This is a genomic window from Gilvimarinus xylanilyticus, from assembly GCF_024195295.1.
In the GTDB taxonomy this organism is placed as follows: domain Bacteria; phylum Pseudomonadota; class Gammaproteobacteria; order Pseudomonadales; family Cellvibrionaceae; genus Gilvimarinus; species Gilvimarinus xylanilyticus.
Genome location: NZ_JAMFTH010000004.1, coordinates 235,588 through 256,559, shown reverse-complemented (window position 1 = coordinate 256,559; position 20,972 = coordinate 235,588). Strand labels below are relative to the sequence as shown.

Below are 20,972 nucleotides of genomic sequence, written 5' to 3'. Positions count from 1 at the left end.
GTTGACACTGGGGCTGCTTAGCACGCTTCCGCTCACCGGTGTGGCGGTTGAGCTGGAGCAGCTGGAAGTACCGCGTACTTATCTTAAATATTTGCCTCAGTTATACGATGGCGCCAATTTAATGGAGTCGTCAGAGAGGTGTGCGGCGCTTGTGCGCGGCAGTGTTAAGGTCGATGCCAGCGAACCTGATCACCCCGTGTTCAGCTATACCTGTCGCGATAACCAGGGACAAACCTATCGCTGGTTAGTGGATGGTTTAAGTCTTGATGTGTTGGATGATACCCGTCCCGCTGGGCGCATCAGTTTCGCCGAACTACAGGCCGAGCAGGAGCGTTTGCGGGAACAGGCTCGAGAAAGAGAGCGCGCTAAACAGGCTGAGTTAGACCGATTGGCGCAAGAGCGCGAAGCCCTGGCCGCCGAACGCGAGGCGCTTGAGTTGGAAAAGCAGCTGCGGGAGTATTGGCAGCAGTGTCAACAGTTACTGCGTACCTCAACGCGCAATATGGACGCGGTCGATTTTACTTTTAGTGGTCAACCCGCTGTCAGTGACGCGCAGGGGGGCGACGGCGCTAAGAAAGAACCCGATGGTGAAAAGCAGCTTGCCGCATCCTCTGATAGCAAGGGGCGGGAAGATGCCCGGCAAATGTATTTTGTGATGGATTTTGATGCCGAAGATATTCACCATCAGCCTTTGGCATACCGGGCATACTGCCGGTTTACGCCGCCCGAGCCGGCCACGGTCGATATTCATCCGCGCAAACTAGAGCAACAAAGAGCGGTACCTTCCGATTAATAGAGGTGCTCTAAAGGGCACCTCTATTAATCCAGAATTGTCTCTGCGCGAGTCCAAAACGTTCACACCGCACGGCGCTCTTCGCCGCTAATGGCCGTAGCCCTTAGCAAGAAGAGCAACACAGCGGATGGGCGTTTTGGCCGCGCCCTTCGGGGCTTTCAGGGCTTCCCGATCTCTGTGTTGGCTTCACTCGGCGGGCAAGCAGCCCGACGTCGCAAAGCCGCCTTGATCTCGGAAAGGCCTGAAAGCCAGAGGCAACTCTGGATTAATAGAGGTGCCCTTTAATAAAAAGGCCAGCGCAATTCATTGCGCTGGCCTTTTTGTGCCGGTTGTTAAACCCTGGGCTATTACTGAGCCTTAGGCTTACGGCCGCGCTTAGCTGGCGCTTTTTTAGCAGTGGTTGCGCGTTTGGCGGGCGCTTTTTTCGCTGCGGTGGTGCGCTTAGCGGGTGCCTTGGCTTTGCGGGCAGTGCTTTTCTTAGCAGCCGCTTTGCTTTTGGCGGCGGCTTTTTTAGCCGCGGCCTTAGCTTTGGCAGCAGCCTTCTTCTCGGCCGCTTTTTGCTTGGCAGCGGCTTTTTTGGCAGCGGCTTTAGCTTTAGCAGCAGCTTTTTTAGCGGCTAATTTGGCTTTAGCGGCGGCCTTACGGTCAGCGGCTTTCTGACGTACAGCGGCTTTTTTGGCAGCGGCTTTAGCTTTGGCGGCGGCTTTGCGATCGGCAGCTTTCTGCTTTTTAGCCAGCTCGCGCTGCGCTTTAGCCAGGGCGGCGTCTTGTTGCTTAGCCGCTTTGTTTGCCGCTTTAACGCTGGCCAACTCTTGCTTGGCGGCGGCTAATTGCTGGCGCGCTGTGGTAGCATCGGCCTGGGCTTTTTTAACCGCGGCATTGGCAGTGGCAACTTGCTTAGCCGCTGCAGGGGTTTTCTTTTTCTTGGCGGTGGCCAATTTGTTTTTGGCTGTCTGCAAAGCTTTGCTGGCTTTGGTTACAGCTTTTTGTTGGGTTTCAACAGCTTTTGCCGCAGTTTTTTCCTCTGCAGCGCGAGCTTTACTCAGTTGGTCTTGCAGCTGAGCCAGTTGTTTTTCCAATTGATCAACTGTATTTACAGCTTTAGTTTTACGAGCAGCCATGGTGAGCTTCCTTTATTGTTGTGAACAAAAAAGTAAACAAAATGAGATTCGGCGGTAAGACTTTGCCTGTAGCCGACGAACTACCGTTATTTTACGACATTTTTTACTTAAAGGTGTTGATTTACGCAATTAAAACGTCTTTTTCCTGGATTTTTTAAACAAATTTGGGCAAAAAAGTTAAAAAATCTTTCTGAAACGTAAAAATGCTGAGTATGCCATCAGTTTTTTCGTCACTTATCTTTTTTGGGTTTAGTGGTGATGGTTGTTAAATTTTTGCCCGCGAGAATTAAAAATGCCCCGATCTCATGAGAAACCAGCCAGGGGTGCCTTTTATAAAATCGAGCGTTTATACTGACTTTATGTACAGTGGTGTGGGTGTGTCGTGAGCGCGCGAATCATACATTTAGATGCCGATTGTTTTTTTGCCGCGATTGAAATGCGCGAGCGCCCCGATTTGCGCGAGCGACCGATTGCGATTGGCGGCAGTACTCAGGCACGGGGGGTTATCTCTACCTGTAATTATCCTGCGCGCAAATTTGGGGTGCGCTCGGCCATGGCAACAGGTCAGGCGCTAAGGTTATGTCCGGGGCTGATTCTCTTGCCGCATCAGATGGATTTATACCGCGATGTGTCGGCGAGCATGATGGCCATTTTTAAAGACTACAGCGAGTTGATTGAACCCCTGTCGGTGGATGAAGCTTTTTTGGATGTGAGCGCTGTAGCGCAAGATGAAAATCGGGCGCGCGACATTGCCCAGAGCATTCGCGCCCGCGTGCAGGCCGAGCTGGGCATTACTGTGTCGGCCGGTGTAGCGCCCAACAAATTTCTCGCTAAGGTCGCCAGCGACTGGCGCAAGCCCGATGGTTTATTTCAGGTTCGCGAGTCAGAGGTCAGCCGGTTTATGCATGACTTGCCGGTCAAGGTTATACCTGGAGTGGGGCGGGTCACTCATCAGCAGCTCCAGTTTTTAGGGGTAAGTACCTGTGGACAGTTGCAGGGTTTTAGTCGCGAAGAGCTGGCGGAGCACTTCGGGCGTTTCGGTGAGCGCCTTTACGATTGCTCGCGGGGCATTGACCATCGCCCGGTTAAGGTTGAGCGCGAGCGTAAATCCGTTAGTGTGGAGCGCACCTTTGCTCAGGATTTGGTGGGCCAGCAGTCGTGCTACGATCAGCTGCCCGAGTTGTGGCAGCGATTGCAGCCAAGATTGGCGCGCCTGGAAGGGAATTACCGTGTGAGCAAAGGCTTTGTAAAGGTAAAGTTTGCCGACTTTGCGCAAACCACGGTTGAGCGCGTCGGCACCGAATGGGATGCCCGCGCTCTGCAGCCGTTGCTGGCCGAGGCTTTGGGGCGTGGCCAGCAGAAAGTTCGCCTGCTGGGGGTTGGGTTGCGGGTGACACCCCGGCACCAGGCCCCAGAGCCGCGCCAGGCGGGGTTGTTCGATAATTGAGCAGGAGGCGGTGCCAGAAAGGGTCACTTTACGAATATTTGCCCTAAAAAAGTCACTAAATGGGTTAGTCAGCGCCATAACAAGCTGGTAGTATTGGCGGCTCAAATATGAGTGGATCTGTGAATCCGGGGTGCAGAGGGCCAACAATCTGTGGCTTGGGCCCATTGATCACAGGTTTACTGAACATCCACTAGCATAATAATGGGAGTGTGTACGGTGAGTCGTAGAAAGAGAAACCGTAACTCTGAGGAAAGTAACGATATCGATCTGACGCCCATGTTGGACGTCGTGTTTATCATGCTGATCTTCTTTATTGTAACCGCGTCGTTTGTTAAAGAGATTGGTCTTGATGTGAATGTTCCCGAAGAGAACGACGAGCCACCACCGCCCAACGCGGATCCGAACATTCTGGTGCAAATCAGCGCTGATAACCAGATTTGGATGTTCGGTGAAAGCGGTCTGCGTCGTATCGATGAAGCCTCTGTGCGTTCTAACATTGCGCAAATGCGCGCCGAGCTGCCCAAGGCTGCGGTTATCATCCAGGCGGATGAGCAAGCCGATGCCGGTGTTTACGTTGCCGTGGCCGATGCCGCCCGCGCTGCAAAAGCCCCCAGTGTTGTGCTGGTACCCACCGAGAATTAATCGCTCGGCTTGGCTCAAAAAAACCACCTTCGGGTGGTTTTTTTATGTCTGACTTTTGGGTGCGAATAAAAAGCCCCCGCAAGCTGTGCCTGCGGGGGCTTTTTATGGGCCGATGTCGCTTTTACGCGGCCAGAGCTTGTCTAACCGAGGCGAGCTTAACGCACACCACAAACACTTCCATTGCACCGACTACTTCCTCCACGGCCGGTACCGAGGGCGCAATACGAATATTGCGGTCTTCGGGGTCTTTGCCGTAGGGGAAGGTGGCCCCGGCGGGGGTCAGCTTTACCCCGGCCTCGGCCGCCAGGCGCACGGTTTCGCGGGCACAGCCGGGGCGCGTATCAAATGAGACAAAGTAACCACCGGCGGGCTCTTCCCAGCTGCCCAAATCAGAGTCGCCAAAGGCCTCTTGCAGGGCGCTCAGCACGGCATCGAAGCGCGGTTGCAGCAGTTCGGCATGCTTTTTCATGTGGCTCATCAGGGCGTCGCGGTTGGGCAGAAAGCGCGCATGGCGCAATTGATTAACCTTGTCCGGACCAATAGTGCAGGCACCCAAAAAGGCTTTTAAGCCGGTCAGGTTGGCGCTGCTGGCAGCGGTAAAGGCGACGCCGGCCCCGGCGTGGGTGATCTTTGAGGTAGAGGCAAACTGAATCACGGTGTTATCAGTGCCGTGCTTGGCGCACAAGTCAAACACTGAGGCTAGTTGCTGCGGGTTGTCGTTCAAATCGTGCACCGCGTAGGCGTTGTCCCAAAATACCCGGAAATCCTCGTGGGCGATTAGCCCAAGCTTGGCGATACGCTCGACGGTGGCGTCGCTGTAAACCACTCCGGTGGGGTTGGAGTATTTGGGCACACACCACATGCCGCGAATATTGGGGTCGGCTTTAATCAGCGCTTCGACGGCGTCCATATCCGGGCCGTCGGCGGTCATAGGCGCGGTAATCATTTCAATGCCCAATTGTTCGCACACGGTAAAGTGGCGATCGTATCCGGGCACGGGGCAGATGACCTTAGGTGAGTCGACATTTTTCCAGGCACTGGACGTACCGGTGAGGCCGAACTGGTAGGCCGCCAACATGGTTTGGTGCATCAGTGTCAGACTGGCGTTGCCGCCCACCAAAATGTTGTCGGCAGGCACACCCATTAAATCGGAGCCCAAGCGCTTGGCCTCGGGAATACCGTCGATGCCGCCGTAGTTGCGAGTGTCTACTCCACTCTCGGCAATGTAATTGCCCGCCAGAATGCCGTCCAGTTCGTCGGACAGAGACAGTTGATCGGCCGAAGGTTTACCGCGGGTCACATCCAGACTGAGTTTTTTACCGACGATGGCGTCATAGTCTTTGCTCAGCTGTGCTTCCCATTCACGTAATTGTTCGGGGGTGGCTTGATCGATTCGCAAGGGGTCACCTCAAATGTTGATTAAGCGCACGCAGGCGCAGGTGGCGATATTATAGCGCCCTGAGCGGTAAGATTTAAGGGCATCTCTATTAATCCAGAATTGCCTCTGGTTTTTAGGACTTTCCGAGATCAAGGTGGCTTTGCGAAGTCGGGCTGGTTGCTCGGCGACACGGGCACAAGGATGTGAAAGGACGATCTCAGTTTTACCGTTAACCCTGATACTCACCACTCAGCGGCGGTACCGGGCAGTCCAGGCAGGTGGCTATGGTGCGCAGCAGCTCGGCCTCGCGGGAGGTGACAACGCCGTCTTGCTCGATACACAGGCTCATCGCTTTTAATAGTGCGGGTTTTTGCAAAGGTTTTACTTTTTGCAGCTTGTCGATGGCGGTATCAAGCTGAGTAATGGACAGCTCTTTACCGGTTAACAGGGTTAGCTCGCCTAGGCGCAGAGCTTGGGCGGCGGCGCTAAACGCCTGTTCTCGGGCGGTTTGAGCGGTATTGCCCGCCAGGGCCAATAGGCTTAAAAGGGTCGCGCATTCGTTGCGCTGCTGACGCAGATTTAAGTTTCGGGAAAAATCCTGGTTGTCGCTTAGCGGATGACTGATCAGGCGGCGGATAATCCACTCGCTTAGACTGGTTTTGCGGTCCGCTTCAATCAGGGCGTCGATGGCGGCCAAAAAGGTGGCTTGCTGGGAGTCGCTTAGCTCTTTAAGCGCCGGGGTGGCCAGCTCGATTAAGGGCAGGCGCAAGTCTGTGTCGAGCTTGGCGCTGGCCAGGGCGGTGGCTTTTAATTGCGTTAGCTCGGCGGCTGCGTAGTGTTGTTGCAGTAGGTCCCACTGTTGCTCGCGGATGCCCGCATCGTTATCCAGCAGCAGGCCAAAAATAATTGCCCGGGCGCCGTAGGATTCGTGGGCCGCCGCGCGCAGCGCCTCGGGAATTTGCGCGAGAATTTTCTGCGCGGCATTTAGGTGGCCGGTAGTGGGCTGACCTATATGGCCGAAAGCCCCCGCTAAAATGGCGGCTTTCATTAGGTGGTCGGGTGGGTCGCTTTGCTCGCTGGCGGTTTCTTGTTCTTGGGGTGTTTCATCGCGGGTAACCGTCTCATAGCTGCCGTCCCAGTCGGGCTGGATGCGCGTGATGCGCTCGCCCAGGGGTGGGTGGGTTGCCATCAGCCCGCTAAAGGCAGTTTTTACCCCCTGACCAAAATACATATGGCTGAATTCGGCACTGTGCTCAGCCTCGAGTTTGCTGCCGGCGCTGGAGGCGCCAATTTTTTTAAGCGCTCCGGCAATGCCGTTATTGTCGCGGGTAAACTGCACCGCCGAGGCATCGGCCAAAAACTCGCGCTGACGGCTGACGGCGGCCTTGATGATATTGCCAAAAAAAGTCCCGGCGTAGCCGATAATCATCAGCGCGAGGCCAATGCCCACAATCGCGGCCTGAGAGTTATCGCGGCTGGAGCGGCCAATGCTGCGGTAGGCGGCGCCGCGCATCATAAAGTGGCCAATCAGCCCCAGCAATAATATGCCGTTAAGCAGCGCGACCAGGCGCATGTTTAGCCGCATGTCGCCGTGAAAGATATGGCTGAACTCGTGGGCGATTACCCCCTGCAGCTCGTCGCGGTTAAGGCTTTCAATGCAGCCACGGGTGACGCCAATAACCGCATCTTGTGGTGTGTGGCCGGCGGCAAAGGCGTTAATGGCAGACTCTTCCATAACGTATACCGGCGGCACCTGAGTGCCCGAGGCAATGGCCATTTCTTCGACCACATTAAGTAGCTGACGCTCGTGAAAATCGCGGGTTTCGGTGTTGATCAAGCGCCCACCCAGCGCCTCCGCTACGGCGCGACCGCCGCGTTTAAGCTGCAGATACTTGTATACGCCACCTAAAAACACCACGGTCATGACCACCAGGGCGATACCGCTCATGGTTTGCCAATCGATCAGCATGCCAATCTTTTGCCACAGGCTTAAGCCTGCTGCCTGCATTTGAAATTGGCTGTTGCCGGTTTGCAAATAGTAGGTGACAAAAATAAACAGCGCGGTGGTGACGGCAACCAGCGATAGGATTGCCAGTAGCAGCAGACCCACCAGCTTACGAGTATTGCGGCGGGCCAGGTCTTGCTGCTGAAAAAAGTCCATCTTGTTATACGCGCTTAAAATTGAACTTTGGGTGCTTCTTTGATTTGCTCGCTGTCATCAAACTCGAGCAAGCTGGCGTCTTCTTTGTGGCCGAACATTCCAGCCAGTACCACTTGGGGAAAGCTCTGTTTGTAGGTGTTATAGGTCATCACCGAATCGTTGAAGGCCTGGCGGGCAAAAGCGATCCGGTTTTCGGTGCTGGTAAGCTCTTCGGACACCTGTTGCATATTGGCTGAGGCTTTTAGGTCGGGGTAGGCTTCCATCACCATATTTAAACGGCCCAGGGCGCCGGCTAAAGCGTTCTCGCCACCGGCTAATTGCTGCATGGCGGCAGCATCGCCGGGCGCGTTAGAGGCCGCTTGCAATCCGGCCATAGCCTGGTTGCGAGCCTGGGTGACGGCCTCTAGGGTTTCGCGCTCGTGGGACAGATAGGCTTTGGCGGTTTCCACTAGGTTGGGGATTAAGTCGTAGCGTCGCTTTAGTTGGACCTCGATTTGCGCAAAGGCATTCTTAAAGCGGTTTTTTAAGCTGACCAGTTGGTTGTAAATGCTGATGGCGTAAATCACCAGCGCGGCGATAATAACCAGAAAAACGATTGTACTGATGTCCATGTTCTATCCCTGCCGTTATGGGTTAATCGATGTATTCAAACACTCTGACAACTTTTTGCACTCCGCCGGTGTGGCGCGCCACATCGGTAATCGTTGCGGCTTCGTCGTGACTGACTAGGCCCATTAAATAAACCGTGTTGTTTTCAGTAATGATCTGTACGCGTCCACTGTCGATATCGCGGTTGGTGAGCAGCTTCGAGCGAATCTTGGTGCTTAGCCAGCTGTCGTTGGCGCCGGCCAGCAAAGAAATAGGCGCTTGCACCATCAGCTCGTTATGTACCTGGCGCACATTGGGCAGTTGGCGGGCGGTCTCACCGGCCAGATCGCGCAACTCATTGGTGGGTACCTGGCCCACCAGCAGCACCACCGCGTTAAAACTGTGTGCGCTGACTGGGGCGTCGTCGAGCATGGGATGGGCTTTATCGATATTGACCGAGACAATGGTTTCAATCTGCGAGTCGTCGATTTTGACCCCTAGGGTACGTTTACCCGGATCGATTTCGATAGGTTCATCAGTGGTGGCGCTGATAATACTGGTGCAGCCGCTAAACACGACGAACAACGCGATCAGTCCGCACCATTGCATCCACTTGCCCGGCATTATTCGTGACTCCCAAACAGTTGTTGTTCAATTAAATCGCAAAGACAAAAGAGCGTGAGCAGGTGCACCTCGTGAATACGGGCATAGGGCGCGTCGGGTGCGCGCAGCTCGACATCGCGATTGTCCAGCAGCGAGACAATATCGTGACTGTCGCGCCCGGTTAAAGCGATGACCGGAATGTCGCGATCGTGGGCGGCGCTGATGGCCTGTAACAGGTTGCTGGCACTGCCGGCGGCGCTTAGTAGCACCAGCACGTCACCGGGTTGGCCCAGGGCGCGAATTTGCTTTGCATAAATCTCGTTGTAGGTATGATCTTGAGCGATGGCGGTTTGCGTGATGTTATCGGCGCCGATATTCAGCGCCGGCAGGCTGGGGCGTTCGTGCTCAAAGCGGTTCAGCAAAATCGAGGTAAAAGTCTGCGCCATGGCCGCGCTGGCGCCATTGCCACAGGTGAGAATTTTGCCGTCGTGGAGCAGGCTTTCCACCATCAGTTCGCTGCTGTGGGCAATCAGCGGAGCCAGCTGCTCGCCGGCTTGCATTTTGGCTTCGATACTCTCGTGAAATAAGGTAATGACCCGCTGTTCCATAAATGCCCTGTGTCTATGCTGTACCAAAGGCGTCGACGATCCACTGCGGCGGTTGAGTGGTGTCGAGCGAGCTCAATGCTACCACATCGAAGCGGCAGGGTAGCTCGTCGGTCAGTTTTTGTTGTTGTAAGTACCAGCTGGCGGTTTGTATCAGTCGTTGCTGCTTGGCCGGGTTCACACTTTCTACCGCGCTGCTAAAGCGGCTGTTGCTGCGCAGGCGCACCTCGATAAACACCAGGGTCCGCCCGGCGCGCATAATTAAATCAATCTCGCCGCCAGGACCTTTTACATTGGCGGCGATAAATGTAAGCCCTTCGCGCTCTAAAAATTCCCGCGCCAGGCGCTCGGCGGCGGCGCCCTGGTTGGGGGTGCGCTTTTTAGAGCCAAGCAGTTTCACAGTTGCGTATTGCGCGCGCGCAGTGGCACTGCTTGGCCATCGTCAAACTCGGCCCAGATGGGGTCGCGCACAATTTTGCCTTCAGGGCTTAAAGTTAATGAACCGGTGGCGCCCAGCAGGCGGGTTTGCGGCAGTTGTTGCAGCTGGGGCAGGCGGGCATACAGGTGAAAGGCGTCGGCGCCCATGGCGTGCAGGCGGCTGTAGCTGGCGGGCGCCTGGCTGTGCTGGCGCACCGCTTGGGCATCGCCGGTGGCGGCGAAAAACCAGGGCAGGGTATTAAAACGAATACCACTTAAGTCGCGGTTCTCACTGCCTTCGGTATGGCCATCGTAAATTTGGCTGGTGGCCAATACGGGAAGGTCACCGGCATAGTGAAACGCCAGGGTGGGTTTAATTTGGCGCGCCTGGCTGGGGTTGGCGATCATTAAAATGACTTCGACATCTTTGCGTCGGCGCGGCTCGAATTCACAGTTGGTGTAAATAATCTGACGCAGCTGGCGGTGGCGATCTTCGCTCTGGCCAATCAGCAGCGCTTGTTTAATCACATCAGAATAGTCGCCCGCGCCAATATAGCGGCTGTCGGCGACAATACTGCCCCCTAGCTCGTCCCACTGTTCGGCAAAAGCGTTGATGCTGCGTTCGGCCCAATCTACATCCGGGGCGATGATCATGGCGCGGCGATAGCCCTGCAGATGGGCGTAGCGGGCAATGCTGCGGGCCTCATCCTCGGGGGATAAGCCAAATTGGTAAAGTTGGGGGGCAAAGGCACCGCTCTGCTCCGATAGTGGCTGCTCGCGCAGCGGCAGTGACACGCTCAGCTGGGCTGCGGTATTGGCTGGGGTCGCGGGACGCTCCTCAGTTTCGGCTCGCACCTCAATATAGTTCAGCGCAAGAACTGGCACGCTTAGCATGGGGCGCTGGGCCAGGGCTTCTACATTGTCCTTGCTCAGGGGGCCGATTACTATTTGCGCGCCGTCTTGTACGGCCTGGTCGTAAACTGTATTAATCTCGGTGCTGGCAGTGTCATACTGAACGATTTCGGGCCGAAAGTCCTCTTCGGGAAGCTCGAAATAAGAGGCCAAAAAGCCGTCACGTACCGCAGATGCGGCGCCCGCGAGGCGCCCGGTTTGGGGGAGCAGTAGGGCGATTTTGCGCGGCTGTTGGCGCACCAGCTGATTCAGCAGCTGTAAATCGCTGGGTAGCTCCAGGCTCGCCGGGTGGCCCGGCCACTGCATTTGCCACAGCTCTACGCGTTCTAACTGGCGCTTTAAATTGGTGGTGTTATCGCGGCTGATTTGCGCCAGCTGCGCCCAGCCTTGCAGGTCTTTATCATCGCTTTGCTCGGCGAGGGTCTGCAGGTCTTCGCTGTCCAAGCTCACCAGATCTTGCCAAATGGCTTCGTTGTTTAGCTGCAGCTGGTCGCGGCTGAGGTATTGCCCCAGCTGCATACGGGTGGCGAGGCTCTGCTGATAATCGCCCTGTAGCGACTCAATTTGTGCCCGCCGCTCTAAAAGTGCGCTCTGCTGGTCAAAGCTTAATTGGCTCCACAGGGCGTCAAGGCGCTTAGCGAAGACGGTATCGTGAGCCCGAGCGTAATGGCTGCTAGAGAGGGCCGCCAGACTCATGGCGTCGACATAGCGCAAATAGCTGGGATCGGGCAGGCGGCTGGGGTCCAGGCTTTGCAGCAGGTTATAGGCCCAGTCAGGTTGTTGTTCGCTCAGCAACAATTCGGCGGCCTCGAGCACGTATCCGGGGCGTTCGGGCGCGGGCGCCTGGCGCGCTTGAGTTAGCAGGGCGCCCACACGATTTTCCAGGCTACCCTGGGCGCTGCCACCTGAGTCAGAATCGGTTTTGGGGGCCGGGCCGGAGCAGGCCACAAGCAAGCTCAGTGCAAAAGCGGCAATAATGCGAAAAATAGTCGTGCCCATGAATCGTCTCGTCTCGGTGGGGCGGCCTGGTAATGATAAACTGCGGTTTTTACGCTGGAGCAAGATATGCAAAACCCGCCGGGAATTCTTTACGTGGTTGCGACCCCAATTGGTAATTTGGCCGATATGGTACCGCGTGCGGTCACTGTGCTCCAGAAGGTTAGTCTGATTGCTTGCGAAGATACGCGCCATAGTGCGCGGTTATTGCAGCAATTTTCCATCGATACGCCCTGTGTAGCCTATCACGACCACAGTAACGAGCAGCGCCTGGAAAAGATCCTGGCGCGCCTGCAAGAGGGGGACGATGTCGCCCTAATTTCCGATGCGGGCACCCCTCTGGTGTCCGATCCGGGGTTTCGTCTGGTGCGCCGCGCCCGCGAAGACGGCGTGCAGGTCGTGCCGGTTCCCGGCGCCTGCGCCTTTGTGGCGGCCCTGAGCGCCGCGGGCTTGCCCTCTGATCGGTTTATCTTTGAGGGTTTTTTACCCCCCAAGACTGGGGCGCGGCAGAAACACTTACAATCGCTCGCGGCTGAAACCCGCACGCTCATCTTTTACGAGGCGCCCCACCGGGTGCTGGATTGCCTACAGGATATGGCCGCTGTTTGGGGCGCCGAGCGCGAAGTCGTGGTGGCGCGCGAACTGAGTAAAACCTTTGAAACCATATACGGTGCGCCTTTGGTTGATCTGATCCCGTGGATGGAGGCGGATTCAAACCAACAGCGCGGTGAATTTGTGCTGCTGGTAAAAGGTGCCGAGGCTGCCGAATCCGAACTGGACGCGAAGGTGACAGAAACAATGCGAGTACTCTTGGCGGAGCTGCCGGTCAAACAGGCGGCGGCTATCGGCGCCAAGCTGACCGGTATGCGCAAAAACGAGCTCTATCAGTGGGCGTTGTCGCAACAGTAGAGGTTTCTGCCGCGCGCAAACTGAGCTGTGTACGATGCTAGAGTTTACCCTGCGGTGGTAGTGAAAATGTGCGCCGCGCATTTTACTGAATTAACTCTCCGTAATTCCCATCCCCGGCCGGCATCGAGTATGTGGTGTAACTTTCAGAGTTTCCGGCCTCTGCCAGTCCCGATCCTGGGTGGTATAGAGGCATAGGTCATGTCTTTTTAGTTTGTCCCCTTTTATCCCCGACCCTGATCGGCGATCCAGCTAAATAGCGCGACTTGTCGCACCCATCAAACCATTCCTTGACTTCTGCGCTGTACCGGTTATCTTGGCGGTCGGAGTCGGCTCGGCAGTCGCTGCCCTTTAGGGGGTGGAGGAAAGTCCGGGCTCCATAGGGCAGAGCGCCAGGTAACGCCTGGGAAGTGTGAGCTTACGGAAAGTGCAGCAGAGAGTAGACCGCCTAAGCGCGTAAGCGCCGGTAAGGGTGAAAGGGTGCGGTAAGAGCGCACCGCGCGACTGGTAACAGCTCGCGGCATGGTAAACCCCGCTCGGAGCAAGACCAAATAGGAATCCATTGGTGTGGCCCGCACTGGATTCGGGTAGGTTGCATGAGGTGTCCGGTGACGGGCATCCCAGATGAATGACTGTCCCCGACAGAACCCGGCTTACAGGCCGACTCCGATTTATTTCATCTGCGTTGACGGGCTCTGGCCCGCCAATTTATACCGTAAAAGTCTATTACCCTTCCTTGGTTAAATCGAAAAAATCCCACACTTAAAGTAATTTGTTAAGAGTTGCTTCTAGCCTCTTGAAAACAAACTCTTTTGTCTGTTTTCCTCTTTTGTAAAAAATACAATTTACTGCTCGTTGGCTTCACATTCTTTCGCTTTTGTGAATTTTACCGGCATTTTCCCTACCGCTTGCTTGACTTTGCCTCACTCCGATTTATAGTGTGCCAATGTGGTGGAAAGTGGATATAAGTGGTTTTTTGTGGAATAACCAAACCTTCAAGTGGTGAATTGTGTTAACGGGTAACTACGCCATCAATATGGATGCCAAAGGGCGCATGGCCATACCGACTCGCGTACGCGAAGAGTTGGTGGCGCTGTGTGCCGGGCGTTTGGTGGTAACGGCCCACACCGAAGACCCCTGCGTATTGATCTACCCCGAGCCTCGCTGGGAGGAAGTGCTTCCCGGTATTCAAGCGCTACCCAGTATGAAAAAAGCCGCCCGCCGGGTGCAGCGCCTGTTAATTGGCCACGCCACGCCCACAGAGATGGATGGCAATGGCCGGATTTTGGTGCCACCGACTTTGAGGGCGCGCGCGAGTTTAGATAAAAAACTAATGCTCACCGGTGTGGGCGACAAGTTAGAGCTGTGGGATGAGCAAACCTGGAACGCCCTGATGGATGAGGCGCCGGATGACGAAATTCCCGAACAGCTAGAAACTCTGGACTTTTAAGCATGCAGGACTCGCAGCCCCACATTACCGTACTCGAACAAGAGGCGGTGGACGCCCTAGTGGTGGACGCCGCCGGTTTGTATGTGGATGGCACCTTTGGTCGCGGTGGCCACAGTGCTCAGATTCTGCAAAAGCTGTCCCCGGCCGGGCGGCTATTAGCGTTTGATAAAGATACCGCCGCCATTGATGTGGCGGGTGAGCGCTTTGGCGGTGACCAGCGCTTTTCTATTGTTCACGACAGCTTTGCCACCCTGGCCGAGCAGGTGGAGCAATTGGGTATGACCGGCAAGGTCAGCGGCGTGCTGCTGGATTTGGGGGTTTCTTCGCCCCAGTTGGACGAGCCCGAGCGCGGATTCAGCTTCTTGCACGACGGCCCGCTGGATATGCGTATGGATCAGACCCGGGGCATCAGTGCCGCCGAGTGGGTCAATACCGCCCCCGAGGCCGAGCTGGCGCGTGTTATGAAAGAGTATGGCGAAGAGCGCTTTGCCAAGCGCATGGCGCGGGCACTGGTTGAGGAGCGCAGCAAAGCGCCCATCGAGCGCACTGGACGCCTCGCCCACATTTTAAAAGAGGCCAACCCGGCCTGGGAAAAGGGCAAGCATCCGGCAACCCGGGCGTTTCAGGGAATCCGAATACATATTAATAGCGAGTTGGCCGACCTGGAGGCAGTGTTGGACCAAGCGCTAGAGGCTTTGCAGGTAGGCGGGCGATTGGTGGTGATCAGTTTTCACTCGCTGGAGGATCGTTTGGTAAAGCGTTTTATCCGTCGCCACGAAAAAGGCGATCCGGTGCCGCGCGGTGTGCCGCTGATGGAAAGTCAGCTTAATAAACGCTTAAAGAGCCGCTCCAAGGCGGTGAAGGCAGACGCCGCTGAGCTGGGTCGCAATGTTCGCTCGCGCAGTGCAGTGATGCGCATTGCTGAAAAAATCGCCTGAGGTCAGGTGGTGAGAGGCAAAAAGGTCTCGGGTTTGGCGGTGGCAATCGTGCTGTTGTGGTGCGCTTGCCTGGTTTCGGCGCTGGGGGTGGTCGACATTACCCACCAGGTGCGCCGCGATACCGACCAGCTGGAATCGCTCAGGCGCGAGTCGGCCGAACTGCAGGTGCAGTGGGGGCAGTACTTGTTAGAGCAAAGTACCTGGGCGTCTTACGCCCGGGTGGAAAAAAAGGCGCGGGACGAGCTGAACATGCACGTGCCGCAAGCGGATCAAATCATTTTGGTTGAGTAATAAAAAGGTAAATTAGGTGCAGCGACTGAGTTTTAAGTCATGGCGATTTTACAGCGTAGTGATTGCTATGCTGCTGCTCGCTGCCTGCCTGATTGGTCGAATTGCCTTTATCCAAGTGGTGCCCGACGCCGATCGCGGTTTTCGCTTTTTGCAGGGACAAGGTGATGCCCGCACCATTCGTACCGAGCCCATCAGCGCCTATCGGGGTGTGATTACCGACCGCAATGGCGAGCCATTAGCGGTCAGTACCCCGGTGGAGTCTATTTGGGCCAACCCGCAAATCCTGCTGCAAAACCCCAAAGATTGGGGCCGTTTGGCCCAGGCGTTGGGATGGGATAAAGCCCACCTGGAAAGCCGCCTGGGTCGCTACGCGGGCAAAGAGTTTGTCTACCTTGAGCGCCATCTACCACCGCAGGAGGCGGCGGTGATTCTCGATTTGGGCATTGATGGTGTTTACAGTCAGCGCGAATACCGCCGCTATTACCCCGCCGGAGAAGTGGCGGCCCATCTGGTGGGGATGACCGACATCGACGACCGTGGCCAGGAGGGAATGGAGCTGGCTTACGATGCCTGGTTAAGCGGTGAGAGTGGCGCTAAACAGGTGCTAAAAGATTTGCGCGGTCGCACCGTAAAAGAGTTGGGCTTAATTCAATCGGCGCGCAGCGGTCGCCCGCTGGCGCTCAGCATCGATTTGCGTTTGCAGTATCTGGCTCATCGCGAGTTAAAAGAGGCGGTGCGTGAGTTCGGTGCTAAAGCCGGTTCGGTGGTGGTGCTGGATGTGCGCACCGGCGAGGTCCTGGCGATGGTGAATCAGCCTTCGTACAACCCCAACGATCGCAACAATATTCATCCGGCCAGCTTGCGCAACCGCGCTCTGACCGACGTTTTTGAGCCGGGCTCGACCATGAAGCCTCTGGCGGTAATGGCGGCGCTTGAAAGCGGCGAATTCAAACCCTACTCGGTTATTGATACCACTCCGGGGTATGTCCAGGTGGGGCGTAAAACTCTGTTGGATCCGGTTAATTATGGCGAGCTGGATCTGACCCGTATTATCGCCAAATCCAGTCAGGTGGGGATGACCAAGCTCGCCCTGGCGCTGGAAGACCCCAATTTGATTCGCAATATGTACCATCGCGTGGGCCTGGGGCAGGGGACCGGCACCGGCTTTCCCGGTGAGGCGGTGGGGGTGCTGCCGTCTTTTACGAAGTGGAAGGCTATTCAGCGCGCCACCTACGCTTTTGGCTACGGCATGAATTTGACCATTATGCAGCTGGCGCAGGCCTATGGGGTGCTGGCTGCGGATGGTGTAAAACGTCCTATAACGCTATTGCGCAGTGATGAGCCCGCCCCGGGTGAGCCTGTCGTTGCCCCAGAATACACCGATCAGGTGATGAAAATGCTGCGCAAAGTGGTGACCATGGAGGGTACAGGTAGCCGCGCCATGGTCGAGGCCTATCCGGTTGCGGGTAAAACCGGCACCGCGCACAAGGCCGCCGCCGGCGGCTATGCCGAGAATCGCTACATTGGCTCATTTGCGGGCGTGGCCCCGGCGGACAGCCCCGACATCGTTGTAGCGGTGATGATTGACGAGCCCAACGACAGTAAATACCACGGCGGCCAAGTGGCTGCGCCGGTATTTTCCAGTATTACCGAGGGCGCCTTGCGCCTACTGCAAGAGCCGCCGCGTACCGCCCCGGCAAAAATTACGGTTAGCCCGCGCGAGACTCCCGAGCAGCTGGCCATGGGGGTGACACCATGAGCAAGCAGTGCATGACTTTGGGGCAATTGCTGAACGAGCGCGGAGCCAAGTGGGCTGAGATTGCCGTAACAGGTATAACCTCGGACAGTCGCCGGGTGCGCTCTGGTGACCTTTTTGTCGCGCTGCGTGGCGAGCGGGTCGATGGCGCCGATTTTTTGCCCATGGTGACCGAGGCCGATGCCCGCGCGGCCCTTATCGATGAAGCGGCAAAAGTCGAGTACGACGGCCCCTTGCCCCTAATAAGGGTGAAGGATTTAGCCAAACAGCTAAGCGCCATTGCCGCGCGCTTTTACTCTGATCCCAGCGCCTCGCTGGATGTGATCGGGATTACTGGCACGAACGGAAAAACCACGACGGCGTTTTTGGTAGCGCAACTGCTGCAAGCTCTGGGGCGTCGCGCCGGGGTGGTGGGTACCTTGGGCTATGGCATGGTCGCGGGCGAGATCACCGCTACCGGGCTAACCACGCCCGATGCTATTGCCGCGCAACAGGCAGTGGCCGAACTCAAGCAGCGCGGTGCGGATACTCTGGCGGTGGAGGTTTCTTCGCACGCGCTAGTGCAGCACCGCGCCCGCCATTTGGCTATTGATACCGCCGTGTTTACCAACTTATCGCACGATCACCTGGATTATCACGGTGATTTAAAAGCCTATGGCAAGGCTAAGGCCAAGCTGTTAAAAGCGCGCGATTTAAAGCAGGTGGTGATTAATCGCGACGACGATTGGTGCAAAGCGCTGGGTAAAAAAGCTCGCAATCTAGAGACTCTGGATTATGTTGTTAGCTATTCCCTTAGCTCGCCCAAAGCCGATATCTACTGTGAGTCCATCGACTACGACGCCGAGGGGTTTGCCGCCCAGGTAAATGTCGATGGGGAGGTCGTGGCGGTGCGCTCCCAGTTGATGGGCGACTTTAATGTCAGCAACTTACTCGCGGCCATTGCCGTGGCCTATGTGCGCGGTTTTACTCCGGCCCAGATCGCGGCCTGCGCCGACAACTTGGTCTCGGCGCCCGGGCGCATGGAGCAAATTTACGGCGAATACGATCGGGATGTTCAAGTACTGGTGGATTACGCTCACACTCCTGACGCCCTGGTGCAATCGCTGCGTGCGCTGCGTCGCCACACTGAGGGCAGCATTTGGTGCGTGTTCGGCTGTGGCGGTGACCGCGATGCCGACAAGCGTCCGATTATGGGACGGGCGGCGGAAAAATCGGCCGATTATGTGCTGGTAACCAATGACAATCCGCGCGGTGAAGATCCGGCTGTCATTATCCAGCAAATTATGCGGGGCATGCACAACCCCGAACGCTGTCTGGTCATCCCCGAGCGCGACAAAGCCATTGAGCTTGCCGTGCAGCAGGCCGCCGCAGGCGACGCGGTTTTAATCGCAGGTAAAGGCCACGAGCAAACGCAGATTTTTGCCGGTCGCGAACAGCCGTTTAGTGATATAGAACAGGCGCAATTGGCGCTTAACACGCGTTTGCGTAAAGGGGGAGCGGCGTGATTACTCCCATGACCATTCAGGCGCTCACTCAGCAATTGGCGCCACGCCTGGGGGCCTCGGCCAGCGACGACTGCGCGCCCTTTACCCGCGTGTGTACCGACACGCGGGCACTGCAAGAGGGTGATTTTTTTGTCGCTCTGCGCGGCCCCAATTTTGACGGCCATCAGTTTCTAGCCACTGCCCAGCAAGCCGGTGCAGTTGGCGCTTTAGTCGATAGCGTGGATGTCAGCTGCTCGCTGCCACAGCTGCAAGTGGATGACACTATTCTGGGGCTGGGGGAAATAGCGCGGTTAAATCGCCTGCAGTTTTCCGGTCCGGTTATTGGCATTACCGGCTCCAGTGGTAAAACCTCGGTGCGTACTATGGTGGATGCTATTTTGCGCCGCGAAGGTGACGTGCTGACCACCCAGGGTAATTTAAACAATCATATTGGCGTGCCTCTTACGCTGTTAAAGCTCACCGGTGCCGAGCGTCACGCGGTGATTGAAATGGGCGCCAGTGGTATCGGCGAAATTGCGTATTTGTGCGAGTTGGCGCTGCCCGATGTGGTGCTGGTTAACAATGTGATGGCAGCGCACCTGGAGGGCTTCGGCTCGCTGGAGGGTATAGCCGAAGCCAAGGGTGAAATTTATCAGGGCGTTAAAGACGGCGGCTGCTGTGTGGTGAACCTAGACGATAAGTTTTCCGCTAAATGGCTGCACGAAATTCATCGCCACAAAAAACTGACCTTCGCACTCAATAATACCAGCGCCGATTGTTATGTCAGTGAGCGTGCGGTTGGTCATCAGACGCAGAGCTTTGTCATGAATTTGGCCGGTCGTCGGTTGCCCATTCAATTAAATGTGGCGGGCGAACACAATATTCGCAACGCTATGGCCGCTGCCTGTTGCGCCTATGCGGTGGGGGCGAGCGATACCAGCATTGTCGAGGGTTTGGCTGATTTTGCACCCGTAGCGGGGCGCATGAAACGTTACCCGGGCCCCGCTGGCAGCACCTTAATCGACGACGCTTATAACGCCAACCCAGGCTCGGTGCGCGCGGCCATCGATGTGTTGAGCGGCGAGCCGGGTAAAACCATTTTGGTTATGGGCGATATGGGCGAGCTGGGCGAAGAGGCTGAATTTCTACACGGTGATATCGGTCGCTACGCGGCCCAGAAAAATCTGCACGCGGTTTACACCGTAGGCGCTTTGGCGCGCTCGGTCAGCGATAATTTTACCGCGTGCACACGCCACTTTGAGGATCAGCAGGCGCTGATCGATTATTTGCAAGCAGTTATTACGGACAGCAACTGTACCTTATTGATTAAAGGTTCACGCAGCGCCCGGATGGACCGAGTTGTCAGTGCCTTAACCTACAACGAGGAGGCATCCTGATGCTGCTTTGGCTGGCAGAACAATTACAGGGATACCACAGTGGCTTCTATGTCTTTCAGTACCTTACCCTGCGCGCCATTTTGGGTGTGATGACAGCCCTGGGGATTTCGCTATTGCTGGGCCCCTGGATGATTCGCAAGCTCAATCAGCTGCAAATCGGTCAATCGGTACGCGACGATGGCCCGCAGTCGCATTTGAGTAAATCGGGTACGCCCACCATGGGCGGTACTTTGATTCTCGCGGCCATTTTTATCAGCAGTTTGCTCTGGTCTGATTTAGGCAACCGCTACGTATGGGTGGTGATGATCGTGACCGCCATTTTCGGCGCAGTAGGCTGGGTGGATGACTATCGCAAAGTGGTGCAGAAAAACTCCCGTGGTTTGCCCGCGCGCTGGAAATACTTCTGGCAATCCGTGGCCGGTATTGGCGCCGCTGTGTTTTTGTATATGACCGCCACCGAAGCGGTAGAGACCCAATTGTTCTTGCCGTTTATTAAAAGCTTCGCCCTGGAGTTGGGGCTGTTTTATATCGTGCTTACTTACTTTGTGGTGGTGGGCTCGAGCAACGCGGTCAATTTAACCGATGGCCTGGATGGCCTGGCGATTATGCCATCGGTGATGGTGGCCGGGGCGCTGGGCGCTATTGCCTATGTGGTGGGTCACTATGAGTTTGCGCAATACCTGCATATTGCCCATGTGCCCGGCAGTGGCGAGCTGGTGGTTTTTTGCGCGGCGCTGTGTGGCGCAGGCTTGGGATTTTTGTGGTTTAACACCTACCCCGCGCAAGTCTTTATGGGCGATGTCGGCGCGCTGGCGCTGGGGGCGGCGCTGGGCATTATCGCCGTGATCGTGCGCCACGAAGTGGTGTTTTTCATTATGGGTGGGGTCTTTGTGATGGAAACCCTATCGGTGATTTTGCAGGTAGGGTCTTACAAATTGACCGGCAAGCGCATATTTCGCATGGCGCCGCTGCATCATCATTTTGAATTAAAAGGCTGGCCCGAACCTCGGGTTATTGTGCGTTTTTGGATTATCACCGTCATGCTCGTGCTATTCGGGCTGGCGACATTAAAGCTGCGTTAGAGGTA

Annotated in this window: 19 protein-coding genes and 1 other RNA gene; 12 read left to right on the top strand and 8 right to left on the bottom strand. The window is 56.2% G+C overall.

The window, feature by feature from the left end; all coding sequences use genetic code 11:
- Nucleotide 1 precedes the first annotated feature (1 nt).
- Nucleotides 2–793 carry a hypothetical protein gene (locus M6D89_RS13235; protein WP_253968557.1) on the top strand — a complete coding sequence of 264 codons (792 nt, stop codon included), beginning with the start codon at nucleotides 2–4 and terminating at the stop codon, nucleotides 791–793.
- 347 nt (nucleotides 794–1,140) lie between these two features.
- Here M6D89_RS13235 and M6D89_RS13230 read toward each other — a convergent pair whose 3' ends face one another.
- Nucleotides 1,141–1,914, bottom strand: coding sequence for a hypothetical protein (locus M6D89_RS13230; RefSeq protein ID WP_253968556.1), 774 nt, complete (start codon nucleotides 1,912–1,914; stop codon nucleotides 1,141–1,143).
- A gap of 382 nt (nucleotides 1,915–2,296) precedes the next feature.
- Here M6D89_RS13230 and dinB point away from each other — a divergent pair, with 382 nt between their 5' ends.
- Both dinB and M6D89_RS13220 read left to right on the top strand, forming a co-directional pair.
- Nucleotides 2,297–3,361, top strand: coding sequence for a DNA polymerase IV (dinB, locus tag M6D89_RS13225; protein WP_253968555.1), 1,065 nt, complete (start codon nucleotides 2,297–2,299; stop codon nucleotides 3,359–3,361).
- A 216-nt stretch (nucleotides 3,362–3,577) separates the two neighbouring features.
- Nucleotides 3,578–4,003, top strand: a complete 426-nt coding sequence (locus tag M6D89_RS13220) for an ExbD/TolR family protein (protein ID WP_253968554.1) — start codon at nucleotides 3,578–3,580, stop codon at nucleotides 4,001–4,003.
- A 121-nt stretch (nucleotides 4,004–4,124) separates the two neighbouring features.
- Here M6D89_RS13220 and M6D89_RS13215 read toward each other — a convergent pair whose 3' ends face one another.
- The 7 genes from M6D89_RS13215 to M6D89_RS13185 form a co-directional block, all read right to left on the bottom strand.
- Nucleotides 4,125–5,402 (bottom strand): aspartate aminotransferase type Ic, encoded by a 1,278-nt coding sequence (locus M6D89_RS13215; RefSeq protein ID WP_253968553.1) that lies wholly within the window; start codon nucleotides 5,400–5,402, stop codon nucleotides 4,125–4,127.
- A gap of 208 nt (nucleotides 5,403–5,610) precedes the next feature.
- Complete coding sequence (locus M6D89_RS13210; protein WP_253968552.1) at nucleotides 5,611–7,542, bottom strand: M48 family metallopeptidase; 1,932 nt, start codon at nucleotides 7,540–7,542, stop codon at nucleotides 5,611–5,613.
- Between the two features lie 14 nt (nucleotides 7,543–7,556).
- Nucleotides 7,557–8,153 (bottom strand): LemA family protein, encoded by a 597-nt coding sequence (locus tag M6D89_RS13205; RefSeq protein ID WP_253968551.1) that lies wholly within the window; start codon nucleotides 8,151–8,153, stop codon nucleotides 7,557–7,559.
- Nucleotides 8,154–8,175: 22 nt separating this feature from the next.
- Nucleotides 8,176–8,754 carry a BON domain-containing protein gene (locus M6D89_RS13200; RefSeq protein ID WP_253968550.1) on the bottom strand — a complete coding sequence of 193 codons (579 nt, stop codon included), beginning with the start codon at nucleotides 8,752–8,754 and terminating at the stop codon, nucleotides 8,176–8,178.
- Entirely contained in the window at nucleotides 8,754–9,341 is a 588-nt protein-coding gene (locus M6D89_RS13195; RefSeq protein WP_253968549.1) for an SIS domain-containing protein, read from the bottom strand. The genes M6D89_RS13200 and M6D89_RS13195 overlap by 1 nt, the downstream gene beginning before the upstream one ends.
- A 13-nt stretch (nucleotides 9,342–9,354) precedes the next feature.
- Entirely contained in the window at nucleotides 9,355–9,738 is a 384-nt protein-coding gene (locus M6D89_RS13190) for a YraN family protein (RefSeq protein WP_253968548.1), read from the bottom strand.
- On the bottom strand, nucleotides 9,735–11,666 hold the full coding sequence (locus tag M6D89_RS13185) for a penicillin-binding protein activator (RefSeq protein ID WP_253968547.1): 1,932 nt from the start codon (nucleotides 11,664–11,666) through the stop codon (nucleotides 9,735–9,737). The genes M6D89_RS13190 and M6D89_RS13185 overlap by 4 nt, the downstream gene beginning before the upstream one ends.
- 66 nt (nucleotides 11,667–11,732) lie before the next feature.
- Here M6D89_RS13185 and rsmI point away from each other — a divergent pair, with 66 nt between their 5' ends.
- From rsmI to mraY, 9 genes are all read left to right on the top strand, one after another.
- Complete coding sequence (gene rsmI, locus M6D89_RS13180; RefSeq protein ID WP_253968546.1) at nucleotides 11,733–12,572, top strand: 16S rRNA (cytidine(1402)-2'-O)-methyltransferase; 840 nt, start codon at nucleotides 11,733–11,735, stop codon at nucleotides 12,570–12,572.
- Between the two features lie 322 nt (nucleotides 12,573–12,894).
- An RNA gene (gene rnpB / locus M6D89_RS13175) (RNase P RNA component class A) lies at nucleotides 12,895–13,241 on the top strand.
- 337 nt (nucleotides 13,242–13,578) lie between these two features.
- On the top strand, nucleotides 13,579–14,019 hold the full coding sequence (mraZ, locus tag M6D89_RS13170) for a division/cell wall cluster transcriptional repressor MraZ (protein ID WP_253968545.1): 441 nt from the start codon (nucleotides 13,579–13,581) through the stop codon (nucleotides 14,017–14,019).
- A gap of 2 nt (nucleotides 14,020–14,021) precedes the next feature.
- On the top strand, nucleotides 14,022–14,957 hold the full coding sequence (rsmH, locus tag M6D89_RS13165) for a 16S rRNA (cytosine(1402)-N(4))-methyltransferase RsmH (RefSeq protein ID WP_253968544.1): 936 nt from the start codon (nucleotides 14,022–14,024) through the stop codon (nucleotides 14,955–14,957).
- 9 nt (nucleotides 14,958–14,966) lie between these two features.
- Complete coding sequence (ftsL, locus tag M6D89_RS13160; protein ID WP_253968543.1) at nucleotides 14,967–15,248, top strand: cell division protein FtsL; 282 nt, start codon at nucleotides 14,967–14,969, stop codon at nucleotides 15,246–15,248.
- A 67-nt stretch (nucleotides 15,249–15,315) separates the two neighbouring features.
- Entirely contained in the window at nucleotides 15,316–17,007 is a 1,692-nt protein-coding gene (locus tag M6D89_RS13155) for a peptidoglycan D,D-transpeptidase FtsI family protein (protein WP_253968542.1), read from the top strand.
- Nucleotides 17,004–18,509: a UDP-N-acetylmuramoyl-L-alanyl-D-glutamate--2,6-diaminopimelate ligase gene (locus M6D89_RS13150; RefSeq protein WP_253968541.1), complete on the top strand. Its 1,506-nt coding sequence runs from the start codon at nucleotides 17,004–17,006 to the stop codon at nucleotides 18,507–18,509. The genes M6D89_RS13155 and M6D89_RS13150 overlap by 4 nt, the downstream gene beginning before the upstream one ends.
- Nucleotides 18,506–19,885, top strand: a complete 1,380-nt coding sequence (locus tag M6D89_RS13145; RefSeq protein ID WP_253968540.1) for a UDP-N-acetylmuramoyl-tripeptide--D-alanyl-D-alanine ligase — start codon at nucleotides 18,506–18,508, stop codon at nucleotides 19,883–19,885. The genes M6D89_RS13150 and M6D89_RS13145 overlap by 4 nt, the downstream gene beginning before the upstream one ends.
- Nucleotides 19,885–20,967: a phospho-N-acetylmuramoyl-pentapeptide-transferase gene (mraY, locus tag M6D89_RS13140; protein WP_253968539.1), complete on the top strand. Its 1,083-nt coding sequence runs from the start codon at nucleotides 19,885–19,887 to the stop codon at nucleotides 20,965–20,967. The genes M6D89_RS13145 and mraY overlap by 1 nt, the downstream gene beginning before the upstream one ends.
- Nucleotides 20,968–20,972: the final 5 nt, after the last annotated feature.